Annotated in this window: 23 protein-coding genes; 15 read left to right on the forward strand and 8 right to left on the reverse strand. The window is 70.9% G+C overall.

Translation table 11 applies throughout. The features are described 5' to 3' along the window. The first annotated feature begins 212 nt into the window (after window positions 1-212). Window positions 213-1,424, forward strand: coding sequence for a pyridoxal phosphate-dependent aminotransferase (locus tag QHG49_RS13435; protein ID WP_159704500.1), 1,212 nt, complete (start codon window positions 213-215; stop codon window positions 1,422-1,424). 130 nt (window positions 1,425-1,554) lie between these two features. Beyond that, window positions 1,555-1,974, forward strand: coding sequence for a hypothetical protein (locus QHG49_RS13440; RefSeq protein ID WP_159704497.1), 420 nt, complete (start codon window positions 1,555-1,557; stop codon window positions 1,972-1,974). 228 nt (window positions 1,975-2,202) lie between these two features. On the opposite strand, the gene QHG49_RS13445 is transcribed toward QHG49_RS13440, so the two are convergent. Beyond that, complete coding sequence (locus QHG49_RS13445; RefSeq protein ID WP_301489823.1) at window positions 2,203-4,023, reverse strand: phosphoenolpyruvate carboxykinase (GTP); 1,821 nt, start codon at window positions 4,021-4,023, stop codon at window positions 2,203-2,205. Window positions 4,024-4,311: 288 nt separating this feature from the next. Here QHG49_RS13445 and QHG49_RS13450 point away from each other — a divergent pair, with 288 nt between their 5' ends. The 4 genes from QHG49_RS13450 to QHG49_RS13465 all read left to right on the forward strand — a co-directional run bounded on the left by QHG49_RS13450 (window position 4,312) and on the right by QHG49_RS13465 (window position 6,979). After that, the gene (locus QHG49_RS13450) at window positions 4,312-5,025 is read left to right on the forward strand and encodes a hemolysin III family protein (RefSeq protein ID WP_085568721.1); all 714 of its coding nucleotides are present in this window, start codon (window positions 4,312-4,314) and stop codon (window positions 5,023-5,025) included. A 130-nt stretch (window positions 5,026-5,155) separates the two neighbouring features. Continuing rightward, entirely contained in the window at window positions 5,156-5,809 is a 654-nt protein-coding gene (locus tag QHG49_RS13455; protein ID WP_301489826.1) for a TetR/AcrR family transcriptional regulator, read from the forward strand. 33 nt (window positions 5,810-5,842) lie between these two features. Then, window positions 5,843-6,586, forward strand: a complete 744-nt coding sequence (locus QHG49_RS13460) for a Mut7-C RNAse domain-containing protein (RefSeq protein ID WP_301489828.1) — start codon at window positions 5,843-5,845, stop codon at window positions 6,584-6,586. 48 nt (window positions 6,587-6,634) lie between these two features. Then, a complete protein-coding gene (locus QHG49_RS13465; protein ID WP_159704488.1) occupies window positions 6,635-6,979 on the forward strand; it encodes a hypothetical protein in 345 nt (114 codons plus the stop codon). 46 nt (window positions 6,980-7,025) lie between these two features. Here the strand turns inward: QHG49_RS13465 and QHG49_RS13470 are convergent, their stop codons facing one another. Then, window positions 7,026-9,059, reverse strand: coding sequence for a thioredoxin domain-containing protein (locus tag QHG49_RS13470; RefSeq protein ID WP_301489831.1), 2,034 nt, complete (start codon window positions 9,057-9,059; stop codon window positions 7,026-7,028). Between the two features lie 305 nt (window positions 9,060-9,364). Here QHG49_RS13470 and QHG49_RS13475 point away from each other — a divergent pair, with 305 nt between their 5' ends. After that, window positions 9,365-11,305: a DNA/RNA helicase domain-containing protein gene (locus QHG49_RS13475; RefSeq protein ID WP_301489833.1), complete on the forward strand. Its 1,941-nt coding sequence runs from the start codon at window positions 9,365-9,367 to the stop codon at window positions 11,303-11,305. 602 nt (window positions 11,306-11,907) lie between these two features. On the opposite strand, the gene QHG49_RS13480 is transcribed toward QHG49_RS13475, so the two are convergent. After that, on the reverse strand, window positions 11,908-12,534 hold the full coding sequence (locus QHG49_RS13480; RefSeq protein WP_301489836.1) for a helix-turn-helix transcriptional regulator: 627 nt from the start codon (window positions 12,532-12,534) through the stop codon (window positions 11,908-11,910). A 147-nt stretch (window positions 12,535-12,681) separates the two neighbouring features. Here QHG49_RS13480 and QHG49_RS13485 point away from each other — a divergent pair, with 147 nt between their 5' ends. After that, window positions 12,682-13,071 carry a hypothetical protein gene (locus QHG49_RS13485; protein WP_301489838.1) on the forward strand — a complete coding sequence of 130 codons (390 nt, stop codon included), beginning with the start codon at window positions 12,682-12,684 and terminating at the stop codon, window positions 13,069-13,071. A 595-nt stretch (window positions 13,072-13,666) separates the two neighbouring features. Here the strand turns inward: QHG49_RS13485 and QHG49_RS13490 are convergent. Together QHG49_RS13490 and mca are read right to left on the reverse strand one after the other, a co-directional pair. Continuing rightward, a complete protein-coding gene (locus QHG49_RS13490; RefSeq protein WP_167532144.1) occupies window positions 13,667-13,906 on the reverse strand; it encodes a hypothetical protein in 240 nt (79 codons plus the stop codon). Then, the gene (gene mca / locus QHG49_RS13495; protein WP_145483280.1) at window positions 13,899-14,780 is read right to left on the reverse strand and encodes a mycothiol conjugate amidase Mca; all 882 of its coding nucleotides are present in this window, start codon (window positions 14,778-14,780) and stop codon (window positions 13,899-13,901) included. The genes QHG49_RS13490 and mca overlap by 8 nt, the downstream gene beginning before the upstream one ends. Before the next feature lie 103 nt (window positions 14,781-14,883). Between mca and QHG49_RS13500 the strand changes: the two genes are divergently transcribed. Continuing rightward, window positions 14,884-15,282 carry a DUF4307 domain-containing protein gene (locus QHG49_RS13500; protein WP_159704473.1) on the forward strand — a complete coding sequence of 133 codons (399 nt, stop codon included), beginning with the start codon at window positions 14,884-14,886 and terminating at the stop codon, window positions 15,280-15,282. Window positions 15,283-15,526: 244 nt separating this feature from the next. Further along, a complete protein-coding gene (gene greA, locus QHG49_RS13505; RefSeq protein ID WP_037662846.1) occupies window positions 15,527-16,027 on the forward strand; it encodes a transcription elongation factor GreA in 501 nt (166 codons plus the stop codon). A 97-nt stretch (window positions 16,028-16,124) separates the two neighbouring features. Here the strand turns inward: greA and ilvA are convergent, their stop codons facing one another. Next, window positions 16,125-17,354 carry a threonine ammonia-lyase gene (gene ilvA / locus QHG49_RS13510; RefSeq protein ID WP_301489845.1) on the reverse strand — a complete coding sequence of 410 codons (1,230 nt, stop codon included), beginning with the start codon at window positions 17,352-17,354 and terminating at the stop codon, window positions 16,125-16,127. A 144-nt stretch (window positions 17,355-17,498) separates the two neighbouring features. Here ilvA and QHG49_RS13515 point away from each other — a divergent pair, with 144 nt between their 5' ends. The 3 genes from QHG49_RS13515 to QHG49_RS13525 all read left to right on the forward strand — a co-directional run bounded on the left by QHG49_RS13515 (window position 17,499) and on the right by QHG49_RS13525 (window position 19,002). Next, window positions 17,499-18,002 carry a MarR family winged helix-turn-helix transcriptional regulator gene (locus QHG49_RS13515; RefSeq protein WP_186337729.1) on the forward strand — a complete coding sequence of 168 codons (504 nt, stop codon included), beginning with the start codon at window positions 17,499-17,501 and terminating at the stop codon, window positions 18,000-18,002. Window positions 18,003-18,099: 97 nt separating this feature from the next. After that, a complete protein-coding gene (locus QHG49_RS13520; protein ID WP_301489847.1) occupies window positions 18,100-18,627 on the forward strand; it encodes a sigma factor-like helix-turn-helix DNA-binding protein in 528 nt (175 codons plus the stop codon). Between the two features lie 126 nt (window positions 18,628-18,753). Further along, a complete protein-coding gene (locus QHG49_RS13525; protein ID WP_159704464.1) occupies window positions 18,754-19,002 on the forward strand; it encodes a hypothetical protein in 249 nt (82 codons plus the stop codon). A 37-nt stretch (window positions 19,003-19,039) separates the two neighbouring features. On the opposite strand, the gene QHG49_RS13530 is transcribed toward QHG49_RS13525, so the two are convergent. After that, complete coding sequence (locus tag QHG49_RS13530) at window positions 19,040-20,194, reverse strand: cystathionine gamma-synthase (protein WP_145483264.1); 1,155 nt, start codon at window positions 20,192-20,194, stop codon at window positions 19,040-19,042. Between the two features lie 169 nt (window positions 20,195-20,363). On the opposite strand from QHG49_RS13530, the gene QHG49_RS13535 reads away from it, so the two are divergent. Both QHG49_RS13535 and QHG49_RS13540 read left to right on the forward strand, forming a co-directional pair. Further along, window positions 20,364-21,482, forward strand: a complete 1,119-nt coding sequence (locus QHG49_RS13535) for a hypothetical protein (protein WP_301489851.1) — start codon at window positions 20,364-20,366, stop codon at window positions 21,480-21,482. Between the two features lie 117 nt (window positions 21,483-21,599). Beyond that, complete coding sequence (locus QHG49_RS13540) at window positions 21,600-22,877, forward strand: ATP-binding protein (protein WP_159704458.1); 1,278 nt, start codon at window positions 21,600-21,602, stop codon at window positions 22,875-22,877. A 114-nt stretch (window positions 22,878-22,991) separates the two neighbouring features. Here the strand turns inward: QHG49_RS13540 and QHG49_RS13545 are convergent, their stop codons facing one another. After that, the gene (locus QHG49_RS13545; protein ID WP_145483253.1) at window positions 22,992-24,032 is read right to left on the reverse strand and encodes an NAD(P)-dependent alcohol dehydrogenase; all 1,041 of its coding nucleotides are present in this window, start codon (window positions 24,030-24,032) and stop codon (window positions 22,992-22,994) included. Window positions 24,033-24,189 lie beyond the last annotated feature (157 nt).

Here is a 24,189-nt window from a genome sequence, read left to right on the forward strand (position 1 = left end):
GTTCCGCCAGGCCGTACGCGGCGGCGGGAAACAGGGCGCCGCCCCCGCGCCGGGCCCCTCCGGCTCGTACTCACGTTCGCCGGACACGGCGGTGGATTCCGGGGAGGCGCCGGGGTGTCCCGGCCGCCGCGGGGGCGATCCGGGGCAAAACCCCGTCTCGCGTGGTGGAAAACACCACCCATGAGCGGCTGCGGCGCCCTAAGCTCGCGCGTATGCAGGTGATCCAGTCGACCAAGCTCGCCAACGTCTGTTACGAGATCCGGGGCCCGGTTCTCGAGGAGGCCATGCGGCTGGAGGCGGCGGGTCACCGCATCCTCAAGCTGAACACGGGCAACCCCGCGGCGTTCGGCTTCGAGTGCCCGCCGGAGATCCTGGAGGACATCCTCCGCAACGTCTCCACGGCCCACGGGTACGGCGACGCCAAGGGACTGCTCGCCGCCCGGCGCGCGGTCGTCATGCACAACCAGACCCTCGGCATCGACACGGACGTCGAGCACGTCTTCATCGGCAACGGCGTCTCCGAGCTGATCGTGATGGCGATGCAGGGCCTGCTGGACGACGGCGACGAGGTCCTCGTACCGGCGCCGGACTATCCGCTGTGGACGGCCGCGGTCTCCCTGTCCGGCGGCACACCGGTGCACTACCGGTGCGACGAGCAGTCCGACTGGATGCCCGACCTCGCCGACATCGAGCGCAAGGTCAGCGACCGCACCAAGGCGATCGTCATCATCAACCCGAACAACCCCACGGGCGCGGTCTACGACGAGGCCATGCTCAAGGGGCTGACGGACATCGCCCGCCGCCACAATCTGCTGGTCTGCTCCGACGAGATCTACGACAAGATCCTGTACGACGGCGCCACGCACACCCCGACCGCCAAGATCGCCCCCGATCTGCTGACACTGACCTTCAACGGCATGTCGAAGGCGTACCGGGTGGCCGGTTACCGGGTGGGCTGGATGTCGATCTCCGGCCCGCGCGCCCACGCCGACTCGTACATCGAGGGTCTGACGATCCTGGCGAACATGCGGCTGTGCGCCAACATGCCGGGGCAGCACGGCGTGGTCGCCGCGCTGAGCGGACGCCAGACGATCCAGGACCTGGTGCTGCCGGGCGGCCGGCTGAAGGAGCAGATGGACACGGCGTACGAGCTGCTGACGCAGATCCCGGGCGTGAGCTGTGTGCGGCCGAAGGGCGCGCTGTACCTCTTCCCGCGGCTCGACCCGCAGGTGTTCAAGATCCGGGACGACCGGCAGATGGTCCTCGATCTGCTGCGCCAGGAGAAGATCATGGTGGTGCAGGGTACGGGCTTCAACTGGCCCGAGCCGGACCACTTCCGCGTGGTCACCCTGCCGAGCGTCGGGGACCTCAAGGACGCGGTGACGCGGATCGGGACCTTCCTGGACGGGTACGGGCAGCCGTAGACCGGGCCCCTCCGGTACGGCGCTCCGGTACGGCGGTCCGTAGTCGACGGGCTTCAATCCGTGACCCGGCTCAACTTTAGACGAAATCCAAGCTAGGATGGTTTCCTGTCAGAGCACAGGAGGCCGTTCCATGTACGAACCGATCCGCACCAAGTCGGTCCACAGCACGATGGCCGGCACCTCCGACTTCCCCCACCGGTCGCGCGAGGAGGAGCTGGACATCCAGCTCGCCGGGCATCTGTCGGCACTGCTCGCGGTCACCGACGAGCTGCGCGCGCGGGCCCCCTCGGCCGACCTGGACGCGGCCGCGGACCGGCTGGTGGCGCAGGTGTGCCGGCTGCGCGGCGGCAAGCCGCTGCGGGCGACGCCGGGTGCCGACCCCGGGGATCCGGTGGCCCTGCACCGCCGCGCCCATGCCCTGGCCGGGCGCGCCCTGGTGGTCGCCGCCTCCCGCGCGGACACCGCGGTGGCGATCCTGGCCGCCGAGCGGATGGACGCGCACGCGGCCGCGCTGGCCGCCGACCCGAGGGAACTCACCACCACCGGCTGATCCCGGCCCCCTGATCGGCCCCGGTCCGCGCGCACCCGCAGCGACGCGCGGACCGGGTGCCCTCACTCACGCGTCGCGCTGCCGGGCCGGCCCCTCACCCGGCGTTCAGGAACGCCCGAGGGCCCCGCACGCCGTTGTGCGGGGCCCCGCGCGGGTTTCCGCGGCCGGCCTTCGTGACGACTATTGCTGGTCAGGGCTAGTCGGACCGGCCGCGGAGCTTCTCGGGGCTCAGCCCAGGCGCTCCACCAGCGCGCGGTACTGGTCCCACAGCTCCTTCGGGGTGTGCTCACCGAAGGTGTCGAGGTGGCCGGGCACCAGCGCGGCCTCCTCGCGCCAGACCTCCTTGTCGACCGTGAGCAGGAAGTCGAGGTCGGAGTCGGACAGTTCGAGGCCGTCGGTGTCCAGCGCGTCCTTGGTCGGCAGCACACCGATCGGGGTCTCGACGCCCGCGGCCTTGCCGTCCAGGCGCTCCACGATCCACTTCAGGACGCGGGAGTTCTCACCGAAGCCGGGCCAGACGAACTTGCCCTCGTCGTTCTTGCGGAACCAGTTGACGTAGTAGATCTTCGGCAGCTTGGACTGGTCCTTGTCCTTGGCCACGTTGATCCAGTGCGCCATGTAGTCGCCCATGTTGTAGCCGCAGAACGGCAGCATGGCGAACGGGTCGCGGCGCAGCTCGCCGACCTTGCCCTCGGCCGCGGCGGTCTTCTCGGAGGCCACGTTGGCGCCGAGGAAGACGCCGTGGTCCCAGTCGAAGGACTCGGTGACCAGCGGCACCGCGCTGGCGCGGCGGCCGCCGAAGAGGATCGCGGAGATCGGCACGCCCTTGGGGTCCTCCCACTCGGGCGCGATGATCGGGCACTGCGAAGCCGGCACGGTGAAGCGGGCGTTGGGGTGGGCGGCCGGGGTCTCGCTGTCCGGCGTCCAGTCGTTGCCCTTCCAGTCGGTCAGGTGCGCCGGGGTCTCCTCGGTCATGCCCTCCCACCAGACGTCGCCGTCGTCGGTGAGCGCCACGTTGGTGAAGACGGCGTTGCCCCACAGGGTCTTCATCGCGTTGGCGTTGGTGTGCTCGCCGGTGCCGGGCGCGACACCGAAGAAGCCCGCCTCGGGGTTGATCGCGTACAGGCGGCCGTCCTCGCCGAAGCGCATCCAGGCGATGTCGTCGCCGATGGTCTCCACGGTCCAGCCGGAGACGGTGGGCTCCAGCATGGCGAGGTTGGTCTTGCCGCAGGCGCTCGGGAACGCGGCGGCCACGTACTTGGACTCGCCCTGCGGCGGGGTGAGCTTGAGGATCAGCATGTGCTCGGCGAGCCAGCCCTCGTCACGGGCCATGACGGAGGCGATGCGCAGCGCGTAGCACTTCTTGCCGAGCAGGGCGTTGCCGCCGTAGCCCGACCCGTACGACCAGATCTCGCGCGCCTCGGGGAAGTGGGAGATGAACTTGGTCTGGCTGCACGGCCACGGCACGTCGGCCTGGCCCGCCTCCAGCGGGGCGCCCACGGAGTGGACGGCCTTGACGAAGAAGCCGTCCTCGCCCAGCTCGTCCAGGACGGCCTGGCCCATGCGCGTCATGGTGCGCATGGAGACGGCGACGTAGGCGGAGTCGGTGATCTCGACGCCGAGCGCGGACAGCGGGGAGCCGAGGGGGCCCATGCAGAACGGGACGACGTACAGGGTGCGGCCGCGCATGGAGCCGCGGAACAGTCCCTTGTCGCCGGCGAAGATCTCCCGCATCTCGGCGGGGGCCTTCCAGTTGTTGGTCGGGCCCGCGTCCTCCTCCTTCTCGGAGCAGATGAAGGTGCGGTCCTCGACGCGCGCGACGTCGGTCGGGTCGGAGGCGGCGAGGTAGGAGTGCGGGCGCTTGACCGGGTCGAGCTTCTTGAAGGTGCCCTTGGTCACGAGCTCCTCGCACAGGCGCTCGTACTCGGCCTCGGATCCGTCACACCAGACCACGTTGTCCGGCTGCGTCAGTTCGGCGATCTCGTTGACCCACGAGATCAGTTCCTGGTGGCGGGTGGGAACGCTGGGAGCCGAGTTGTCGCGCGCCACGGTTGCTCCTAAGTGAGGGATTTTGTCCTTGTCGCCCCGTGGGGGCTGCGACCCGGATGCTTCGCTGTCGCTCATCCGGTGCCGACTGCACTCATTTGATCATCCGCCCGGAGTGCCCATCTGTCCAGGGGGTCTCACAGGTGAGCGAGGTGAGGTGAGCCACGCTTCCAGCGGCGTTTGCATGTTCTTTGCGTCTGTCTGGATTTCAGCTGAACTTCTTTTTGCGCTCACCCGACCAAGGCACGCCCCTCACATCCGATTTACGGAGGCGTAGGTACCATGCGGCGCATGACTGCGTCCGTCCCCGACGCGCCCAACGACACGCCGGCCGGCGGCCGCGGTCCCCTGGCGCTCTCCCTTCCCCACCCGATCAAACCGAGGCTGCGCGGCTGGCTGCACCTCGGCATGTTCCCGGCCGTACTCATCGCGGGACTCGTGCTCACCGCCCTCGCCGACTCGACCAGAGGGCGCATCGCCTGCGGGATCTACGTCCTCACGGCCTGCCTGCTGTTCGGCGTCAGCGCGCTGTACCACCGGGGCAACTGGGGCCCGCGGATGGACGGGCTGCTGCGCCGCCTCGACCACGCCAACATCTTCCTGATCATCGCGGGCACCTACACCCCGCTGACGATGCTGCTGCTGCCCGGCGCCAAGGGCCAGTGGCTGCTGTGGGGCATCTGGGCCGCGGCGGCGGCCGGGATCGTCTTCCGCGTCTTCTGGGTCGGCGCCCCGCGCTGGCTCTACACGCCCTGCTACATCGCGATGGGCTGGGCGGCCGTCTTCTTCCTGCCCGACTTCCTGCGCACCGGCGGCATCGCCGTCCTGGTCCTGGTGGTCGTCGGCGGGCTGCTCTACAGCGCGGGCGGCGTCGTCTACGGCTTCAAGCGGCCGAACCCGTCACCGCGCTGGTTCGGCTTCCACGAGGTCTTCCACTCCTTCACGCTCGCGGCGTTCGTCGTCCACTACGTGGGGATCTCGCTGGTGGCGTACCAGCACGCGTAGCTCCCGCCCGCTCACCCCGCGGCCACGGCTCATCCGAGCCGTGGCCGTTCTCATGCCCGGAGAGCGCCCGCTTCGCCACCCCGGCAGGTTCGGTGCACCCTGGTCGTACGACGCGGGGAGAATGACCGGCATGACGGCCGCTCGCCCCACCAGCACCACCTCCCCCTCCCCCGCCCGCTCCGAGGGCCCCCGCCTCGGACTGCGGGAGCGCAAGAAGGTCAAGACCCGGGAGGCGATCCGCGGGGCGACGTACGCCCTGATCGAGGAGCAGGGGTACGACGCCACGACGATCGACCAGATCGCCGACCGGGCGGAGGTGTCGCCGTCGACGGTCTTCCGGTACTTCCCGGCCAAGGAGGACATCGTCCTCACCGACGTGTTCGACGCGGTCATGCTGGAGGAGATCGGGCGCCGGCCCGCCGAGGAGCCCTGGGCCGACACCATCCGGTACGTGCTGCGGCGCGCCGTCCAGGCCGGGGCGGAGGACGAACCGGAGGTCTCCCGGCTGCGCGCCCGTCTGATGGTCCAGGTCCCCGCGGTGCGCTCACGGATGATGCAGAGTCTGTCGGTGACCGGTCACCTGCTGTGCCGGGCCGTCGCCGAGCGCACCGGCCGCGACCCCGGTGACCTGGAGGTGCGGGTCTACGCCATGTCGCTGATCGGCGGCCTGATGGAGACCACCATGTACTGGGCCGAGCAGGGCCACCGGGACGATCTGCGGGACCTGGTCGACCGCACCCTGGACGTCCTGGGGCACGGCCCGCCGGGCGCCGAGAACCACTGAGACCGCTCCCTCCCGGCGTGCCATGCTGACGGGGTGAACGGAACCGAGATCCGCGTCGAAGTCGCCCCCGAGCTGCACCTGTTCGTCCCGTCGGCCCGGCGCGCCGGCGCCACCGCGCTCGGCACCGACGGCGTCTCGACACTCGGCCATGTCATCGAGTCCCTCGGCGTGCCGCTGACCGAGGTCGGCGCGCTGGTCGTGGACGGCCGCGAGGTACCGGTCTCGCACATCCCGCGCGCGGGCGAGAGCGTCCGCGTCCAGGCGGTGGCGCGCCCGCAGCGGGTTCCCGGCGCCCCGCTCCGCTTCCTCCTCGACGTCCACCTCGGCACCCTGGCCCGGCGGCTGCGGCTGCTCGGCGTCGACGCGGCGTACGAGTCCACGGACATCGGCGATCCGGCGCTGGCGGCGTGCTCGGCGGCCGAGCAGCGGGTGATGCTCAGCCGCGACCGGGGGCTGCTGCGGCGGCGCGAGCTGTGGGCCGGCGCGTACGTCTACAGCACCCAGCCGGAGGAACAACTCCAGGACGTCCTCGGCCGCTTCGCCCCCGAACTGCGCCCCTGGACCCGGTGCACGGCCTGCAACGGGCTGCTGCGCGCCGCCACCAAGGAGGAGGTCGCCGACCAGCTCAAGGACGGCACCGAGCGGTCGTACGACGTCTTCGCGCAGTGCGTGTCCTGCGGGCGCGCGTACTGGAAGGGCGCGCATCACGGCCAGCTGGAGGCGGTCGTGGAGCGGGCGTTGAGCATGCGTACCCAGGGGAGTACTCAGGGCGGTTGAGTAGGCGGGCCGCTCCCGGGGGCCGGGGCGGCGCGGTGGGATGGGGGCATGAACACCACGACCGGGCAGCCGGTGGCCCTCACCGCACGGCAGAAGGACCGCTTCATCAGCGGCTGGGCGATCGCCGGACTGGTCCTGCTGCTGCCGATCGTCGTCCTGTCCTGGGCGGTCGTCCTCTCCGGCGAGCGCGGCACCGCGTGCCTGATGTACGGCGAGGGGTGCTCGGCCATCCCCGGTTCGGCGCTCTACACCGCCTTCTGGCTGGCCCTCGCCGCGGGCGTCGCGGCACTGGTCTGGCCCAGGGGCCGGGGGACGTACTCCCGGGCCTGGGCCGTGGTCGTGCAGTGGGGCGCGCAGCTCACGCTGGGGGCGATGATCCTCAGCGGCGCGTGACGCCGCCGGTTCAAAGGGTTGCTCGGCTTCAGGGGGTTGCTCGGCTTCAGGGGCTTTCGAGGGCCGAGCGGAGCCGGTCCGGGTCGGTGGTCGGGGCGTCGCAGGTGAAGTTACGGCAGACGTAGGCGGCCGCCTGTCCGGAGACGAGCGGGCGGTCGGCGAGCAGCGGGAACTCCTCGCTGTCCGGGGTGCCGACGGCGACGACCGCGCCCGGGGCGGTGCCCAGAAGTGCCGTACGGTGCAGGGACGTTGTCGCCGGATCGGTGAGGGACGGGCCGACGACCGCGATCTCCCGGGGCCCGTCGAGCAGCGCCTCCGCGACGGCCAGCCCCCAGCCGATGAACCGGGGCACGCGCGGCCCGAGGGCCCCTACGACGCCCAACGCCCGCTCGGCGGCGGTGCGATGAGCCTCGGATCCGGTCTGCGCGGCGTAACCGAGCAGCGCACCCGCGGCGGCCGACCAGCCGGAGGGGGTGGCGTTGTCGGTGGGGTCCTGGGGGCGGCGGATGAGCTGTTCGGCGTCGGCGGCGGTGTCGTAGAGCGCGCCGCTTGCGGGGTCGGTGAAGCGGGCGAGCACATGGTCGACGAGCAGTCCGGCGAAGTCCAGCCAGACGCCCTCGCCGGTCACGGAGGCGAGGGCGAGGAAGCCCTCGGCGACGTCCGCGTAGTCCTCCAGGACACCGGAGTTGGCGCCGGCCCGGCCGTCCTTGCTGGTGCGGGCGAGCCGGGCGTGCTCGTCGAGATGCACCCGCACGAGCAGGTCGGCGGCGCCGAGGGCGGCCTCGGTCAGGTCGGGGCGGTCGAAGTAGGCGCCGGTCTCGGCGAGCGCGGCGATCGCGAGTCCGTTCCAGGCGGCGACGACCTTGTCGTCCCGGCCGGGCGCGGGCCGCAGCGCGCGGGCGCCGAGCAGCCGCCGCTTGACGGAGGCGATCTTCTCGGCGTCGAACACGCCCTCGTCCTGCGGGAGTTGCAGGACGGACTGCCCGTGCTCGAAGGTTCCCTCGTCGGTGACCCCGAAGAACTGCGCGGCGAGCTGGGCGTCGGCCTCGCCCAGGACGCCGGTCAGCTGCTCCGGCGTCCAGACGTAGTACGCCCCCTCGACGTGCCGTCCTTCGCCGTCGTCGCTGTCGGCGTCGAGGGCGGACGCGAACCCCCCTTCGTCCGTCCGCAGTTCGCGGACCATGAAGTCGGCGGTCTCCAGGGCGACCCGGCGGGCGAGTTCGGACCCGGTGGCCCGCCAGAGATGCGCGTACACCCGGCACAAAAGGGCGTTATCGTAAAGCATCTTCTCAAAATGGGGCACTTGCCAGTCACGATCGACCGAGTAACGGGCGAACCCGCCGCCTAGTTGATCGTAGATACCGCCACGGGCCATCCGCTCACAGGTGTCCTGCGCCATCTGGAGCGCGCCCTCGGCGCCGGTGCGCGCGTGGTGGCGCAGCAGGAACTCCAGCACCATGGACGGCGGAAACTTGGGCGCGCCGCCGAATCCGCCGCGCTGCGCGTCGTACTCACGGGTCAGCCCGAGCAGCGCCTGGGCGAGTTCCTGCTCGCCGGGCGGCCGGGTCCCCTGGTGGCCGATCTCCCGCTGCGCCAGATCCCGCACGATCTTCCCGGCGACCTCCCCGACCTCGTCCCGCCGGGTGCTCCACGCCTGCTGGACCCCCTCCAGCACCTGCCGGAAGGACGGCATCCCGTGCCGGGGCTCGGGCGGGAAGTACGTGCCGAAGTAGAACGGCTCGGCGTCCGGCGTGAGAAACACGGTCATCGGCCACCCACCCTGCCCGGTGGCCGCCTGCACCGCCTCCATGTACACGGCATCGACGTCCGGCCGCTCCTCACGGTCGACCTTGACGCTGACGAAGTGGTCGTTGAGGTAGTCGGCGGTGTCCTGATCCTCGAAGGATTCATGGGCCATGACGTGGCACCAGTGGCACGCGGAGTACCCGACCGACAGCAGCACGGGGGCGTCACGCCGCCGCGCCTCCTCGAAGGCCTCTGGTGTCCAGGGCCACCAGTCGACCGGATTGTCAGCGTGCTGAAGCAGATAAGGCGAGGTCACACCAGCCAGCCGGTTCATACGGCCCAGCCTCTCACGCAGCCCGGCCCTGAAGGCTCAACCCGCAGCCTCTCTGCCCTGCTCGGCTGATTTGCACCAGCGCGCCATCCCATGATGATCACAGCCACCCTGCTTGCGCGTGCCCGGACAGCGTGGCCGTCGTGCACAGCACCGGCGGCACGCGGACGCGGGCGGCGGCTACGTCGGGAACGCTACCGAGTAGGCTCAGCCAGTGACGTACAGATAAAGCGAAAATACGATTCTGCTAAGTTTCCAAGTGACCTAGCTCGCAAGAGCTTCCACTCACTGCGGGAAGGGCAGACGGCATGGCAGTCGGGGGCGGCTGGAAGCCATTGGAGGCATTCTGGCCCGCACAGCGTCTGGTACGGGACCGCCACCAGTTGGTCCGGAAGATCGGCGAGTGCTACACCGCCGCGCACCCGCACAACAAGGGACCGAAGCCTTCAGACGTCAAGGCATGGCGTGAAAGCGTCTACGAGCTGGCGGCCACGCTGGACAACCTCGACCTCGGCTCGGTGCGGATGTTCATCGAGTATCTCGCCGACGGCCAGATGAACCACATCGACGTGGTTCTCGCAGGACAGCACCCGTCAGGACGGCTCAGCTACGCGGTCATCGAACTCAAGCAGTGGAGCAGCATCGAACGGCCGACGCCGTCGAAGCCAGCCGGGCTCTGTGCGTCCTGCAAGCTCTCAGGAACCGGCATGCTCTGCCAAGTGTGCGCCAGGGATCTGGTCTACGCGCCGTTCTCCGGGTACGAGAAGCACATCAAGCACCCCGCCGTCCAGGTCGATAAGAATATTGACGACCTGCGCAGGCACCACAGCATGTTTGACGACCGCTATGTCAACCTGGTGGGCGCGGCCTACCTGCACAACCTCCTGCACGACGACCACCAGTGGATCAGCCAGGTGTCCCCTCGCCCCGGGATCGCCACTTTCACTCAGCGGCAGCCAGGGGATCTAGAGAAGTTCCTGCTCACAAATTTCACCTCCGATTCGGGCGCAGAGGCCGCACAGAAGTTGCTCGAGCGTCGGCGCACGACTTCCCTGCTCTCTGACGAGACCGGAGCAATCGTCAACGGGCACACCCGGTTCAGTCTCATCGAGCAGCAACTGCGGGCGGTCCGGGCGATCGCCGAAGCCGTTGAACCTGTCGGTTCGCCGGGAGTGAAGAAAGTCTTCGTCATCGAGGGACGCGCGGGCAGCGGCAAGTCGCTCGTCGCGCTCACCGCTCTCGGAGGGGCTCTGGAAGCCAAGCGCTCGGCTGCTTTCGTATCCGGCGGCATCGCCTCGCGCGACACCTTCAAGCGGGGCGCCAAGGGGCATCGGAAGGCATTCATGACGGTGAAGTGGGTTGCCGACAACCTTGGGCCCGACGAACTGGATCTGATCGTCTGCGACGAGGCGCACCGCCTCAGCGAGCGACCCATGATCGGTTCGTTCGCAATGCGGTCCACAGGACCGAGTTCGGTGGCTGCGCTCGTCAGTCGCGCTCGCGTGCCGGTCTTCTTCATCGACGGCGACCAGCGCCTCTTCGCGGAGGAGGTCTGGTCTCCCGAGAAGCTCAAGGCCGAACTCCAGAGCCTCCGCGTGGAGATCGTGCCGATCACTCTGGACCGGGTGCTGCGTGCCGTCGGCAGCTCAACCTACGACACCTGGATCCGCCAGCTCATGGCAGGTGACCCCATCGCATGGCGCCCCGACGGCACCGACGATCCCGAGCCTTTCGAGCTCCGCTACGCTGAGAGCGCCGCCGAGATGGAGGCATTCCTCCTGAGCAAGGACCCCACGGGCGCGAGCGCACGGATGAGCGCCGGAATGTGCTGGGACTGGACCGACGACACCGGCACCCACCCCGACGTCAGCCCCGATCCCGGCTGGGCACGCCCCTGGAACGCCGGCGACAATCACAGCACCCCTGGAGTGCCTAAGCGGAAGTTCTGGGCGACTGATCCGGGGGGCTTCGGCCAGATCGGGTGCGTGCACACTGCTCAAGGGCTCGAGTACCAGTGGGGCGGCGTGATCATGGGCCCCGACCTCACCTGGGAGGACGGGGCTTGGGTCGCCCACCGCGAGTACGTGAAGAGCAAGGCGTCACGCATCGAGGACGACACCGAGCTCGCCCGGGCATTGCGCAACGCCTACGGCGTACTGATGACCCGTTCCATCCGCGGAACGGTGCTTTATTCCGTCGATCCTGCCGTTAGGGCGCTCTTCGCCGATCTCGGAGTGCGGAGACTCTGAACGGTCCGTCGTTTGGTTGCCGGGCCGGGGGATTCGCCGCGAACCTCGGCCCGGACCAGGTGGAGCAAGCTCCGAGTGGGGCTGGCAACATGTCGCCGGCTCCGCGTAAGGCAGAACCCGATCACAGCATGGGGCTCTACTGCGTACCGTCCTTCCCCGCCGCTCGGAACCACGCTTTCGGAACCCGCGTTCCGGCCGCGCTGTCACCCGACCGCGCTGCCACCCGGGTGCGCGCCTGGATCGGCACGAACCTGGACGACCGCGCAACCTGAACGCACAGTCGAGGTCATACGCTGAAACGCAGTCAGGCTGGCGGCGCAGCACGCTCCGACGCACCTGCACAGCCCCTGGTCCGCTTCCTGCTGAATCGCGTCGAATGGCGGCCGACCTGCTCACAAACGTCCGTCGGCTCCAAGATCGCGCAGCGTCACGCCTGGTCAGGGTTTACGGGTTCAACAAGTGCACCGATCCAATGGCATTTGCCTTACCTCACGTTCAGCAGCGCCGGCCCGCCACTCCTACGCGCCTTTTCGAACGCCTCCACCGACTAGGGTCACCAGTCGACGGGGCTGGCTGCGTGCTGGAGCGGATATGGCGACGCGTCAGAGGCCCGTCGGTTCACCGTTCCGCTCTCCCGGTTCGGCGGTGGCTGGTTCGGTGGGGTGGTCCTCCGTCAGCTCGGGGACCGCGTAGTAGTACATGAGCATCGGGCGCGCGCCCTGCGGGGCCTCCTCGCGGGAGTGGCCGTAGCGGTCGAGCAAGACCTTGTAGTCGCGCATGAAGGCGAGCAGTTCCTCGCGGATCATCCAGGTGCCGTGACGCTGAACCTGGGCCCAGCCCTCGGGGCCGCAGTACTCCTGGTGGGCGTGGTGGTAGAGCGCAGTGTCGAACTCGATCTTGAGGTGGGCGAGTTGCGCGGCGGCCGCGCACTCCTCCGGGGTCATCGTGACCGGGTCAGGCGTGGTGTGCCGGAAGGGCAGTGTCCGCCACCAGCGCTCACGGCCGCCCGACTTCTCCGGTATCTCCTCGATAAGCCGCTGCTCGGCGAGCTTGCGCAGGTGGTAGCTGGTAGTGCCGGAGCTTTCGCCGAGTTCGCGAGCCAGCACCGTGGAGTTCGCCTCGCCGTGCCAGCCGAGGTAGTCCAGGATCCGGCGACGCAGGGGGTTGCCCAGGGACTTGTAGAGCGCGGTGCGGTCCAGGCTGGTCATCTCGGGCATGCCGTCGGTCATGCGGAAACCGTAACCCCGGGAACCCTGAGACGTCCCTGAGGTTTGCCGAAAACTGCCGAATTCTCTTTGCAGAATTTTATCTGTGGTCTATGGTGGAGCCGGATCGGAGTCGATTGCGGCCCTGGGAGGGGCTGGGGCGGACGGGGCGTGACGGCGAAGAAGAGGGGGACGCTCATCGGGCTGGCCGCGGCGGCGGTCCTGCTGGTGCCGTGGATGGCAGTGCTCGCGATGACATTGCCCGGCCGCGCCACGGTGGACCACTGGCCGCTCGCCTGGATCGGCCTCGACGTCCTGATGGCGGCGGGCTACGCGGCCACGGCCTTCCTCGGCCTCCGCGCCGACCCCCGGGCCCGGCTCACCGCGTCCCCCACGGCGTCCATGGCCGTCCTGGACGCCTGGTTCGACATAACCGCCGCGGGCTCGGGCGCGGCCCTGCTCCAGGCGATGGGCTGCGCGGTCGCGGAGGCCGCGCTGGCGAGGGCGTGCGTGTACCTGGTGGTGGGGAAGGGGTGGTGCGGGACGCGGGTGCCGTCGTAGGGGCGGCTGGGCGGGGCCCAGGGGAGCGTGTCTGCCGTGTAGGCGGCTGCTCCGGGCAGCGGCCGCGCCCGCCGCGCGCCCGTCTCGACGGCAGCAAGCAGGGCAGCCAGTACGGCGTCGCGCGGCGCGGTCAGTGGCCGAACCGGTCGTTCAAGGGGAGACCGCCCCCACACCCCACGCGCCCCGCTCCGGATACGCGGAATTCCCCGGACAGCCGCCCGCGCACGCCCTGCTCTGCTCAAGCGGGCGCACGTCCAAGGGCCGGTCGGCAGGGGTCCGGCAACCGCGCATGGTTCCGGACCGCCGCGCCCGTGAGATGACGGGGGCGACGGTTTCGGCGGGCGGCTGGCTGAGGCCCTGACCCTGGGCGGCTCCGGCTGCCGGAGCCGCGAAGGCCGGGGTCCCACGGGCCGGGCTTTCAGGGGCCGAAGTCCTGTGGAACGGGCTCCCCGGGGCCGGCTCTCGGAGGCCGGGGGTCCGCGGAGACGGGCACCCGGGGCTATCGGCCGAGGGCCGCGGCCCGGGGCCGAGGGCTAGAGCCGAGGGCCACAGCCCAGAGCCAGGGGCCGGGGCCCAGGCCCAGGTCAGCCCGGGTTCAGCTTCGGTGGGCCGGGGTGTCGGCCGGGTGGTTGTCCGTGCCGGGGTCGGCGGGCTCCTTGAAGTCGACCTTCCGCATGTGCTTGCTCATCGACTTCATGAGGCCCCACACCGCCACCGCCATCACCGCGAACACGATGAAGCCGAGGACACCGGGGGTGACCTTGTTCTGGTCGAGATCGGCGAGGGAGACGAGGTCCGTCGCTGCCAGGCTCACGCTTGCGCTCATGTCAGGCATTGTCCCGGATGCCCGCGAAGAGGTCGTCCTCGGGGAGGGAGGTGTCCACGAGCGACTTCGCCAGCTCGTACTCCTCCGTCGGCCAGACCTCCCGCTGGAGCTCCATCGGCACGCGGAACCAGCCGCCGTCCGGATCGATCTGCGTGGCGTGCGCGATCAGCGCCTTGTCGCGGATCTCGAAGAAGTCCGCGCAGGGAACATGCGTGGTCAGGGTGCGCTCGACCCGCTCGATCTCCTTCCAGCGCTTGAGCCACTCCCCGTACGGCGACTCCAGGCCGCGGTCGAGCATCGCCCGGTGCAGGGCCTCGGTGCGGGGGCGGTTGAAGCCCTGGTTGTAGTAGAGCTTCAGCGGCTGGTGGGCCGGGCCGAACTCGTCCTCGGGGTACTTCTCGGTGTCCGCCGCGCCCTCGAACGCCACCATGGAGATCTTGTGGGTCATGATGTGGTCGGGGTGGGGGTAGCCGCCGTTCTCGTCGTAGGTGGTGATCACCTGCGGGCGGAAGGAGCGGATCTGGCGCACCAGTTCGCCGGCCGCCTTGTCGACGTCCTCCAGGGCGAAGCAGCCCTCGGGCAGCGGCGGCAGCGGGTCGCCCTCGGGCAGCCCGGAGTCCACGAAGCCCAGCCACTCCTGCTTGACGCCCAGGATCTCGCGGGCCTCGTCCATCTCCTTGCGGCGCACCTCGTGGATGTTCGCCTCGATATAGGGGTCGCCCTGGAGCTTGGGGTTGAGGATGGAGCCGCGTTCACCGCCGGTGCAGGTCACCACCAGCACGTCCACCCCCTCGGACACGTACTTCGCCATGGTGGCCGCGCCCTTGCTCGACTCGTCGTCGGGGTGCGCGTGAACGGCCATCAGTCGCAGCTGGTCAGTCAAGACTCAATCCTCGGTAGGTCGGCGCCCCCAAGGCTCAGGGCGCAATCGAAGGCTTCTATAGTGACCGAATCGGGGAGCGTTTAATTCCGCGGAGAGGACGATCATGAGTACGGCGAGCACGGGGCTGCCCACGGGCCGCTACGGCCGCTCCTCCGACGAGCGCGCCGACCGCAAACTCAAGACCGCCGCCGTGGTGCTGGGCGCCGTCCTGCTGGCCCTGGTCGGCTACTTCGCGTACCACTACATCGTGCAGACGAAGATCAGCGCCCAGGTGATCACCTTCGACGCCACGAACGACACGGTCAAGGCCCATCTGGAGGTCCACAAGGACGCCGGGGCCGACGGCTACTGCACCCTGCGCTCCCAGTCGGCGGACGGCACCGAGGTCGGCCGCGCCGACTTCCACTTCACCGGCTCCGCCACGCGCATCGACAAGGTCGTCACGCTGCGTACGACGGCCCGTGGCACCACGGCCGAACTGCTGGGCTGCCACAGCGGCTGACCCGCCGGGGACACCGTCGGCCGGGCCCCGCTTCGGCCGGTGGTCCACCGCGCCGGACGCGCCGCCCCGCCGTGCCTTCACCCGGAATGCGGACGGTCCGACCTGCGTTGATGTGATTCTGATGGCTTATGTCCTCCCCCTTACGCGGATGAATTGTTAGGCTCGTGGTTTCGCCCATCCAAGAGGGAACATTCTTCTGGGTAGGGCGATGCTTTGTATTCCCAGTACCGACGAGGAGCACCCTGTGACCCAGACCAGCGAGAACGTCACCTGGCTGACCCAGGAGGCGTACAACAAGCTCAAGGTCGAGCTTGAGTACCTTACTGGTCCTGCGCGCACGGAGATCGCCGCCAAGATCGCGGCCGCGCGCGAGGAGGGAGACCTGCGCGAGAACGGCGGGTACCACGCGGCCAAGGAGGAGCAGGGCAAGCAGGAGCTGCGCGTGCGGCAGCTGACCCAGCTCCTCGAGAGCGCCAAGGTGGGCGAGGCCCCGGCCTCCGCCGACGGCGCCGTCGCGCCCGGCATGGTCGTCACGATCGCCTTCGACGGTGACGAGGACGACACCATGACGTTCCTGCTCGCCTCCCGCGAGTACGCGAGCTCGGATGTGGAGACCTACTCGCCGCAGTCGCCGCTGGGGGCCGGTGTCATCGGCCACAAGGTGGGCGAGGACGCGGAGTACGAGCTGCCGAACGGCAAGAAGGCCTCGGTCCGCATTCTCAAGGCCGAGCCCTACAACGGCTGAGCCCCGGACCTGACCCACGACGGGACCCCCGGCGACCGCAGCGGTCGCCGGGGGTCCCGTCGTACCTGATGGCCGTACGACCCGTACGGGGGCGGTCTCAGGGCAGGACCGTGTAGCCCGCGTCGCGCAGGCACTGGCCGACCTCGGCGCAGTGGGCCGGGCCCTTGGTCTCCAGGTGGAGTTCGACCTCCACCTCGCTGAGGCCGAGCCGGGGGTCGGTGCGGACATGGCTGACGTCGAGGACGTTGGCGTCCACCCCCGACAGCACCCCGAGGAGGGTGGCGAGGGCACCCGGGCGGTCGGTGAGCCGCAGTCGTACGGCCAGATAGCGGCCCTGCGCGGACATGCCGTGCCGCAGCACCCGCTGGAGCAGCACCGGGTCGACATTGCCGCCGGACAGCACGCAGACGACCGGGCCCTCGAAGGTGTCCGGGGACGCCATCAGGGCGGCGACCGGGCTCGCGCCGGCCGGTTCCACGACCAGCTTGGCCCGCTCCAGGCACAGCAGCAGCGCGGCGGACAGCTGGTCCTCGGTGACCGTGCGCATCTCGTCCACCAGCTCGCGGATGAGGCCGAACGGCACCACGCCGGGCTTGCCCACCTTGATGCCGTCGGCCATCGTGGCCGGGTTCGCGACCGCCACCGGGTGTCCGACGGCCAGTGAGGGCGGGTAGGCGGCGGCGCCCTCGGCCTGGACGCCGATGATCCGCACGTCCGGCCGGATCGCCTTCACCGCGACCGCGATCCCGGCCAGCAGTCCCCCGCCGCCGACCCCGACGAGGATCGTGCGCACCTGGGGACACTGCTCCAGGATCTCCAGGCCGACCGTGCCCTGGCCGGCGATGATGTCCGGGTGGTCGAAGGGGTGGATGAACACCGCGCCGGTGCGGGCCGCGTAGTCCTGGGCGGCGGCCAGCGTCTCGTCCACCACCTGGCCGGTGAGGCGGACCTCGGCGCCGTACTCCCTGGTCGCGCTGACCTTGGGCAGCGGGGCACCGTGCGGCATGAACACGGTGGCGTGCACGCCCAGCAGCGAGGAGGCCAGGGCGACGCCCTGCGCGTGGTTGCCGGCGCTCGCGGCCACCACCCCGGCGGCCCGTTCCTCCGGCAGCAGCCCGGCGATGCGCACATAGGCGCCGCGCAGCTTGAACGAGCCGGTGCGCTGGAGGTTCTCGCACTTCAGCTGCACCGGCGCGCCGACCAGCTGGGACAGGTGCCGGCTGCCCTCCGTCGCGGTCGTCCGCGCCACGCCCGAGAGCATCTTCCGGGCCCCGCGTACGTCGTCCAGGGTGACGGAACGCAAGGGGTGGGCGGTGCGGTAGTTCATGACTCCAGCATCGCAGCTCCCGGTGTCGTACGACGGTGGTGACCAAGGTCCAAGACGGGTTTGCGCAGCGCCGGTACGGCCCGGCGCCGGGCCGCGTACCCTGTCCCCCAACCTTGCAGCCCTTCATGAAGCGAGCCTCCGGCCATGCCCACAACACCTGAAATGTCGATGGACATGACGACCGTCGGTGATCCCGGTCTTCTCGACGCCCTCCAGCACGAGGTGGCGGTGTTCGCCCGCCGCGCCGAACAGACGCGGCTCGGCGGTGTCGGGCAGGCGCGCAACTCCATGGACCGCGCCGCCTATCTGCTGCTCAACCGCCTCGACAAGGAGGGCCCGATGGGCGTCAAGGCGCTCGCCTCGGGCATGGGCATCGACTCCTCCACGGTCACCCGGCAGGTGGCCCCGCTGGTCGACACCGGCCTGGTCAAGCGCACCTCGCACCCGGAGGACGGCCGCGCGGTGGTGCTCCAGCTGTCCCCGCGCGGGGCGGCCCGGCTGGCGGAGGTGCGCTCCTCGCGGCGTCTGCTGATGGCGGAGCTGACCGAGGACTGGTCGCCGCAGGAGCGCGAGCAGTTCTGCGCCCTGCTGACCCGCTTCAACCACGGCCTGTCCACCCGCACCCAGGGGAGGCATCCCGAGTCTTGACCCGGGGCCCCGGCTGGCCTCATATGAGAGCCGGGTCCTGCGTCGTACGCGATTCACCCGTCCCGTACCGGACAGGGCCCCCTGACGGGGAGGCGTCTTGCGTGATCGGCGGGTGGCCCAAGGGGCAGGCAGGGAGCAGGAGTTCGAGGCGTTCGTCGCGGGCGCGGCCGGCCGGCTGCTGCTCGCCGCGACGCTGCTCACCGCCGAGGCCCCGGACGCCAACCCCCGTGCGCGGCGCCTGCTGACCCTGGCGCTCGGCCACACCTACGCCCGCTGGCACCGGCTGCGCGGCGAGGACCCGTACGACTGCGCGCGCCAGTACCTCGCGGTCCGTTTCGCGCGCACGCTCCGGCACCCGCACCCGCACCCGCACAAGCACCGGCACCGGCTCCTCGGCCGCGAACGGCCCGCGCCGTGCGGCCCGCTCGCCGGGCTGGGCCCGCAGGAGCGGCTGGTCCTGGTGCTGCGGATGTACGAGGGGGTCGCCGAGGAGCAGACGGCCGCGCTGCTCGGGCTGACCGCGGAACGTGTGCACACCGTCTGCGACCGGGCGACGTCCCTGGTGCTGCACCCGGTCAGGGCGGCCGGTCCGCGCACGGCGAACGCGAAGATGGCGCCGTCGTGAGGCCGCGGGAGGTCGGGCGCGGGACGCGGGGCGTCGGGCGCGGGGCGTCGGGCGCGGGACGCGGGGCGTCGGGCGCGGGACGCGGGGCGTCGGGCGCGGGCGGGCGTACGGCGCGGGGAGGCCGGGGTGAACCGGGCCGAGCGGGAGGCCGCCGTACGGCGGGTGATGGGCGCGCGGCCGGTGCCGGTGCCGCCGGAGCTGTACCCGGACGCGGTGCGGCGCGGCGAACGGCTGCTGCGGCGCCGGCGGCTGGCGCGCCGGGTGCTGTGGGCGCTGGTGTGCGTGGCCGCGGTGGTGTTCGGGGTGTGGGCGGCGTACGCCCACCCATGGGTGGAGCCGCCCTCGCAGACGACTCCGCCGATGGACGGCTGGTGATCCGGGCCGCGGCCGGCCCGGATCATCCCCGCGTTGTCTAGCCCAGGGCCTGGCGCAGGTCCTCGACCAGGTCGTCGGCGTTCTCGATGCCGACGGACAGGCGGACGAGGTCGGCGGGGACCTCCAGGGCCGAACCGGCCGCGGAGGCGTGGGTCATCCGGCCGGGGTGCTCGATCAGGGACTCGACGCCGCCGAGCGACTCGCCGAGGGTGAACACCTTGGCGCGGTTGCAGACCTCGACGGCCGCCTCCTCGCCGCCCTCGACGCGGAAGGAGATCATGCCGCCGAAGGCGCGCATCTGCTTGGCGGCGACCTCGTGCCCGGGGTGCTCGGGCAGGCCCGGGTAGAGCACGCTGGTCACGCGGGCGTGCCGGCTGAGCATGTCGGCGACCTTGGTGGCGTTCTCGCTGTGCCGGTCCATGCGCACGGCGAGGGTCTTGGTGCCGCGCAGCACCAGCCAGGAGTCGAAGGGACCGGCGACGGCGCCCATCGCGTTCTGGTGGTAGGCCAGCTCCTCGCCGAGCGCCTGGTCGGAGACGATCAGGGCGCCGCCGACCACGTCGGAGTGGCCGCCCATGTACTTGGTCAGCGAGTGCACGACGACGTCCGCGCCGAGCGACAGCGGCTGCTGGAGGTACGGCGTGGCGAAGGTGTTGTCGACGACGAGGCGCGCGCCCGCGTCGTGGGCGACCTGGGCGACGGCGGCGATGTCGGTGATGCCGAGCAGCGGGTTGGAGGGGGTCTCCACCCAGACGGCCTTGGTCCGCGGGGTGATCGCGGCCCGTACGGCGGCCGGGTCGCTGGTGTCGGCGACGGACCACTCCACGCCCCAGCGGGTGGCGACCTTGGAGAAGAGGCGGAAGGTGCCGCCGTAGGCGTCGTTCGGGATCACCACGTGGTCGCCGGGGGTGAGCAGCGTGCGCAGCAGGGTGTCCTCGGCCGCGAGGCCCGAGGCGAACGCGAGGCCGCGGCTGCCGCCCTCCAGCGCGGCGAGGTTCTCCTCCAGGGCGGTACGGGTCGGGTTGGCGCTGCGGCTGTACTCGTAGCCGCCGCGCAGCCCGCCGACGCCGTCCTGCTTGTAGGTCGAGACCTGGTAGATGGGCGGTACGACCGCGCCGGTGAGGGGATCCGCGGTGTTGCCCGCGTGGATCGCGAGGGTCTCGAAGTGCTGACTGATGTGCCTGTCGCTCATGTGCACCGAGCGTAGTGCGCCCGGCGGGATTCCGACGCCCGGTGGTGGGGGCGGGCGGCGGGTGCGCGGAGGGACATCCTGTGTCGGCTGTCATGCCCAGGACCGGAGTTGTCCACAGGCCGACGGCGGGGTTGGTCATGTGGCCCCCCTGTCTGGAACCCTTGGGGGCATGGTGATTCTCTGGCTGCTCATGGCACTGCTCATGCTGAGCTTCGTGCTGCTCCCGCTGGTACGGCGCAGGCGCGGGATGATCGAGCAGGTGCACCCGGACCACCCGGACGCCGCCGACCCCGCGGACTACGGCTTCCTGCGCCAGGAAGAGCTGGACGTACGGCTGCCCGGTCCCGACCAGGATCTGCTGGACGCGCTGGAGCTGGTGCAGCGCACCCAGGACTACCGGGCGGCGGCCCAGCTGCTGGCCGGCACCGAGACGGCGGGCGAGCTGCGCTGGCAGCGGGTGCAGGCCCTCGGCGGCGCGGCCGCGCTGGAGCTCGAACAGCGTCCCGGCGGGATACACGAGACGCCGGGCGGCCAGTGGCTGCGGGTGTGGCGGGCGGAGCGGCCCGAGGACGCGGGCGGTGCGGCCGTGCACGCGGAGTTCCTGGTGCAGCGGGCCTGGCGGGCGTCGGCGGCCGGCACCGAGGACTTCCGGCTGCTGCTGGAGGAGGCCCGGGAGGTGTGCGGGCAGGCGGCCGGGCCGGCGCCCGCCGATCCGGTGCCGCACATCATCGAGCTGGCGATCGGCCGCGGCCTCGGCGTCTCTCGGGACGAGTTCGAGCGGCTGTGGCTGAAGGTCCTCGACCGCGCCCCGCATCACATGGGCGCGCATCTGGCCGCGCTCCCCTACTGGTGCGAGAAGTGGCACGGCTCGCGCGAGCAGGCGTACGCCTTCGCCGAGGCGGCCGCCGCCCGCGCCCCGCGCGGATCGCTGCTGGCCGCGCTCCCGCTGTTCGCGGTGTTCGAGCACCTCCCCGAGGTGAATCTGGTGCTGAGCCTCTACCGGAGCGAGGTCGTCGCCAGGGCGATCCAGGGCGCGCGGCACGCGGCGGACGAGGCCGGCTCCGCCGCTCCGACGCTGCCGCACGTCCGCCATCTGCTGGTCTTCTTCCTGGTCCGCGCCGAGCGCTGGGCGGAGGCCATGCATGAGCTGATACACGTCGACGGCCATGTCGGCGCCCTGCCCTGGACGCTGGCGGCCGACCCGGCGGCCGAGTTCGCCGTCTACCGCGCCCTGGCGGTGGCGGGGTACGAGGCCAACGGGGGCAGCCCGGCGAGCCTGACCGGCTGAGCCGCCCGCATCCTCCCGCGGGGGCCCACGGGAGGGGCCCCGCGGGAGCCTGGAGATGTCGTCCCCGGTCCCCGCGGAGACAATGGGAGACCCCCTTGGTGGTGAGGTGGTGCCTCCATGCCCGCATGGCATCTGCGCGACTATCACGACGACGATCTCGATCAGGCCATCCAGATCTGGGACCAGTGCCGGCAGGCCGACGAGGACCCGGTGTTCCCGGTCTCGGAGGTGATGGCCGCGGCTAAGGCCGGGCAGACGGCGGTGGTCGCGGTGGTCGGGGACGAGCTGGTGGGGATGGCGGTGGCCCAGGCGCAGGGCAAGCGGGGCTGGATCCTGCTGATGGCGCTCGCCGCGCGCTGGCGCGAGCGCGGGATCGGCAGCGCGCTGCTCGCCGAGCTGGAGCGGCGGCTGCGGGCGCTGGGGATACGGCACATCAGCACGCTGCTGCCAGCGGGCGCGGCCGGTTCGAAGGCGCTGGCGAACAGCGGCTACCGGTGCCGCGACGGCCTCGCCTACTACGAGAAACTCGAACCGCTCGGCGCCGCCGACGCCGACCTCCTGGCCGCGCTCGGCGGGCGCATGCTGCCCGAGGGGCTGTGGGACGCGATGGCCGGGATGGAGCGGGAGAAGCAGGTCGTGGAGCGGCGGGTGGTGCTGCCGCTGACGGAACCGGCGCTGGCCGACCGGTACGGGGTCGTGCCGCCGAAGTCGGTCATCCTGTTCGGGCCGCCCGGCACCGGGAAGACCAGCTTCGCCAAGGCGGTCTCCTCCCGGCTCGGCTGGCCGTTCGTGGAGCTGTTCCCCTCGCGGCTCGCCGCCGACACCAGCGAGGGGCTGGCCACGGCGCTGCGGGACGCGTTCGCGGATCTCGCGGAGCTGGACTCGGTGGTGCTCTTCATCGACGAGGTGGAGGAGATCGCGGCGGCGCGCTCCGGCAAGGCGGTGGACCCCGGGCACGGGGTGACCAACGAGCTGCTGAAGCTGATCCCCGTCTTCCGCGAGCACGACTCACGGCTGCTGGTGTGCGCCACCAATTCCGTACGGTCCCTCGACGCGGCCTTCCTGCGGCCGGGGCGGTTCGACTACGTCATCCCCATCGGGCCGCCCGACCCGACCGCCCGCGCGGCGATCTGGGCCCGCTATCTCCGGGACGTCGGCGACTCGGTGGACGTCGGCCGGCTGGTCGCCGCGAGCGAGCTGTTCACCCCGGCGGACATCGAGTTCGCCGCCCGCAAGGGGGCGCAGGCCGCCTTCGAACGCGAGGTCGCCCACCGCGCGGGCCGCCCGGCGGACACCGAGGACTACATGGCCGCGATCTCCGACACCCGGCCGACCCTCACCACCCAGGCGATCAAGGAGTTCGGCGAGGACATCGACACGTACAGCCGGCTCTGAGGACACGCGTCCCGAAGGGGCGCGGGGAACTGCGCGAGCGGCCACGGGCAACCCGCGCCCGGCCGCACCCCGCGCCCTCGACGGCGGATCGCCGCGACGGCCGAGCGCCGCAGGTCAGATCGTCGCGTTGTCGATCACGAACCGGTACCGCACATCGCTCGCGAGCACCCGCTCGTACGCCTCGTTGATCTCCGACGCGGCGATCAGCTCGATCTCCGCGCCCAGCCCGTGCTCCGCGCAGAAGTCCAGCATCTCCTGGGTCTCCGGGATGCCGCCGATGCCGGAGCTGCTGAGGCTGCGGCGGTTGCCGAAGAGGGACTGGAGGGTGATCTGGACCGGCTCCTCGGGCAGGCCCACGTTGACCATGGCGCCGTCCGTGCGCAGCAGGGACAGGAAGCCGCTGAAGTCGAGCGGGGCCGAGACCGTGTTGAGGATGAGGTCGAAGGTGCCCTTGAGGTCCTCGAAGGTCTTCGGGTCGCTGGTGGCGTAGTAGTGGTCGGCGCCCAGCTTCAGGCCGTCGTCCTTCTTGCGCAGGGACTGGGACAGGACGGTGACCTCCGCGCCCAGCGCGTGCGCGATCTTGACGCCCATGTGCCCGAGACCGCCGAGGCCGACGACGGCGACCTTCTTGCCGGGGCCCACGTTCCAGTGCTTCAGCGGGGAGTACGTGGTGATGCCGGCGCACAGCAGCGGCGCGGCCACGTCGAGGGACAGGCCCTCGGGGATGCGGACGACGTAGTTCTCGTCCACGACGACGTTCTCGGAGTAGCCGCCGTACGTCGGCGTGCCGTCCCGGCCCGTGTCGTTGTACGTCCAGGTGGGGCCCCGGTCGCAGTACTGCTGGAGGCCGGCCTTGCAGTTGTCGCACTCCCGGCAGGAGTCGACCATGCAGCCGACGCCCACGCGGTCGCCGACGGCGAACTTCGTCACGCCGGAGCCGACCTCCGTGACGACGCCCGCGATCTCGTGGCCCGGCACCATCGGGAAGGACGCCTTGCCCCAGCCCTCGCGGACCTGGTGGATGTCGGAGTGGCAGATACCGGCGAACTTGATGTCGATCAGGACGTCGAACTCGCCCACCGCCCGTCGCTCGATCTCGGTCCGCTCCAGGGGGGCCTTCGCGGCGGGCGCGGCGTACGCGGCAACAGTGGTCATGACGGGGTTCTCCCTCACAAGGTCTACGCATGCCCGGCTGCTTTTCCACCGAGCACATCTCAAGGGTGCCTCGTATCCCGCGGCGCACCCAGCACACGCCTTTGCGTACGACTGCTGTGCCTACCACTGTCGGGATCAGGCTCGCATGCCTACGACC

The sequence above is a fragment of the Streptomyces sp. WP-1 genome (assembly GCF_030450125.1).
GTDB classification, from domain to species: Bacteria; Actinomycetota; Actinomycetes; order Streptomycetales; family Streptomycetaceae; genus Streptomyces; species Streptomyces incarnatus.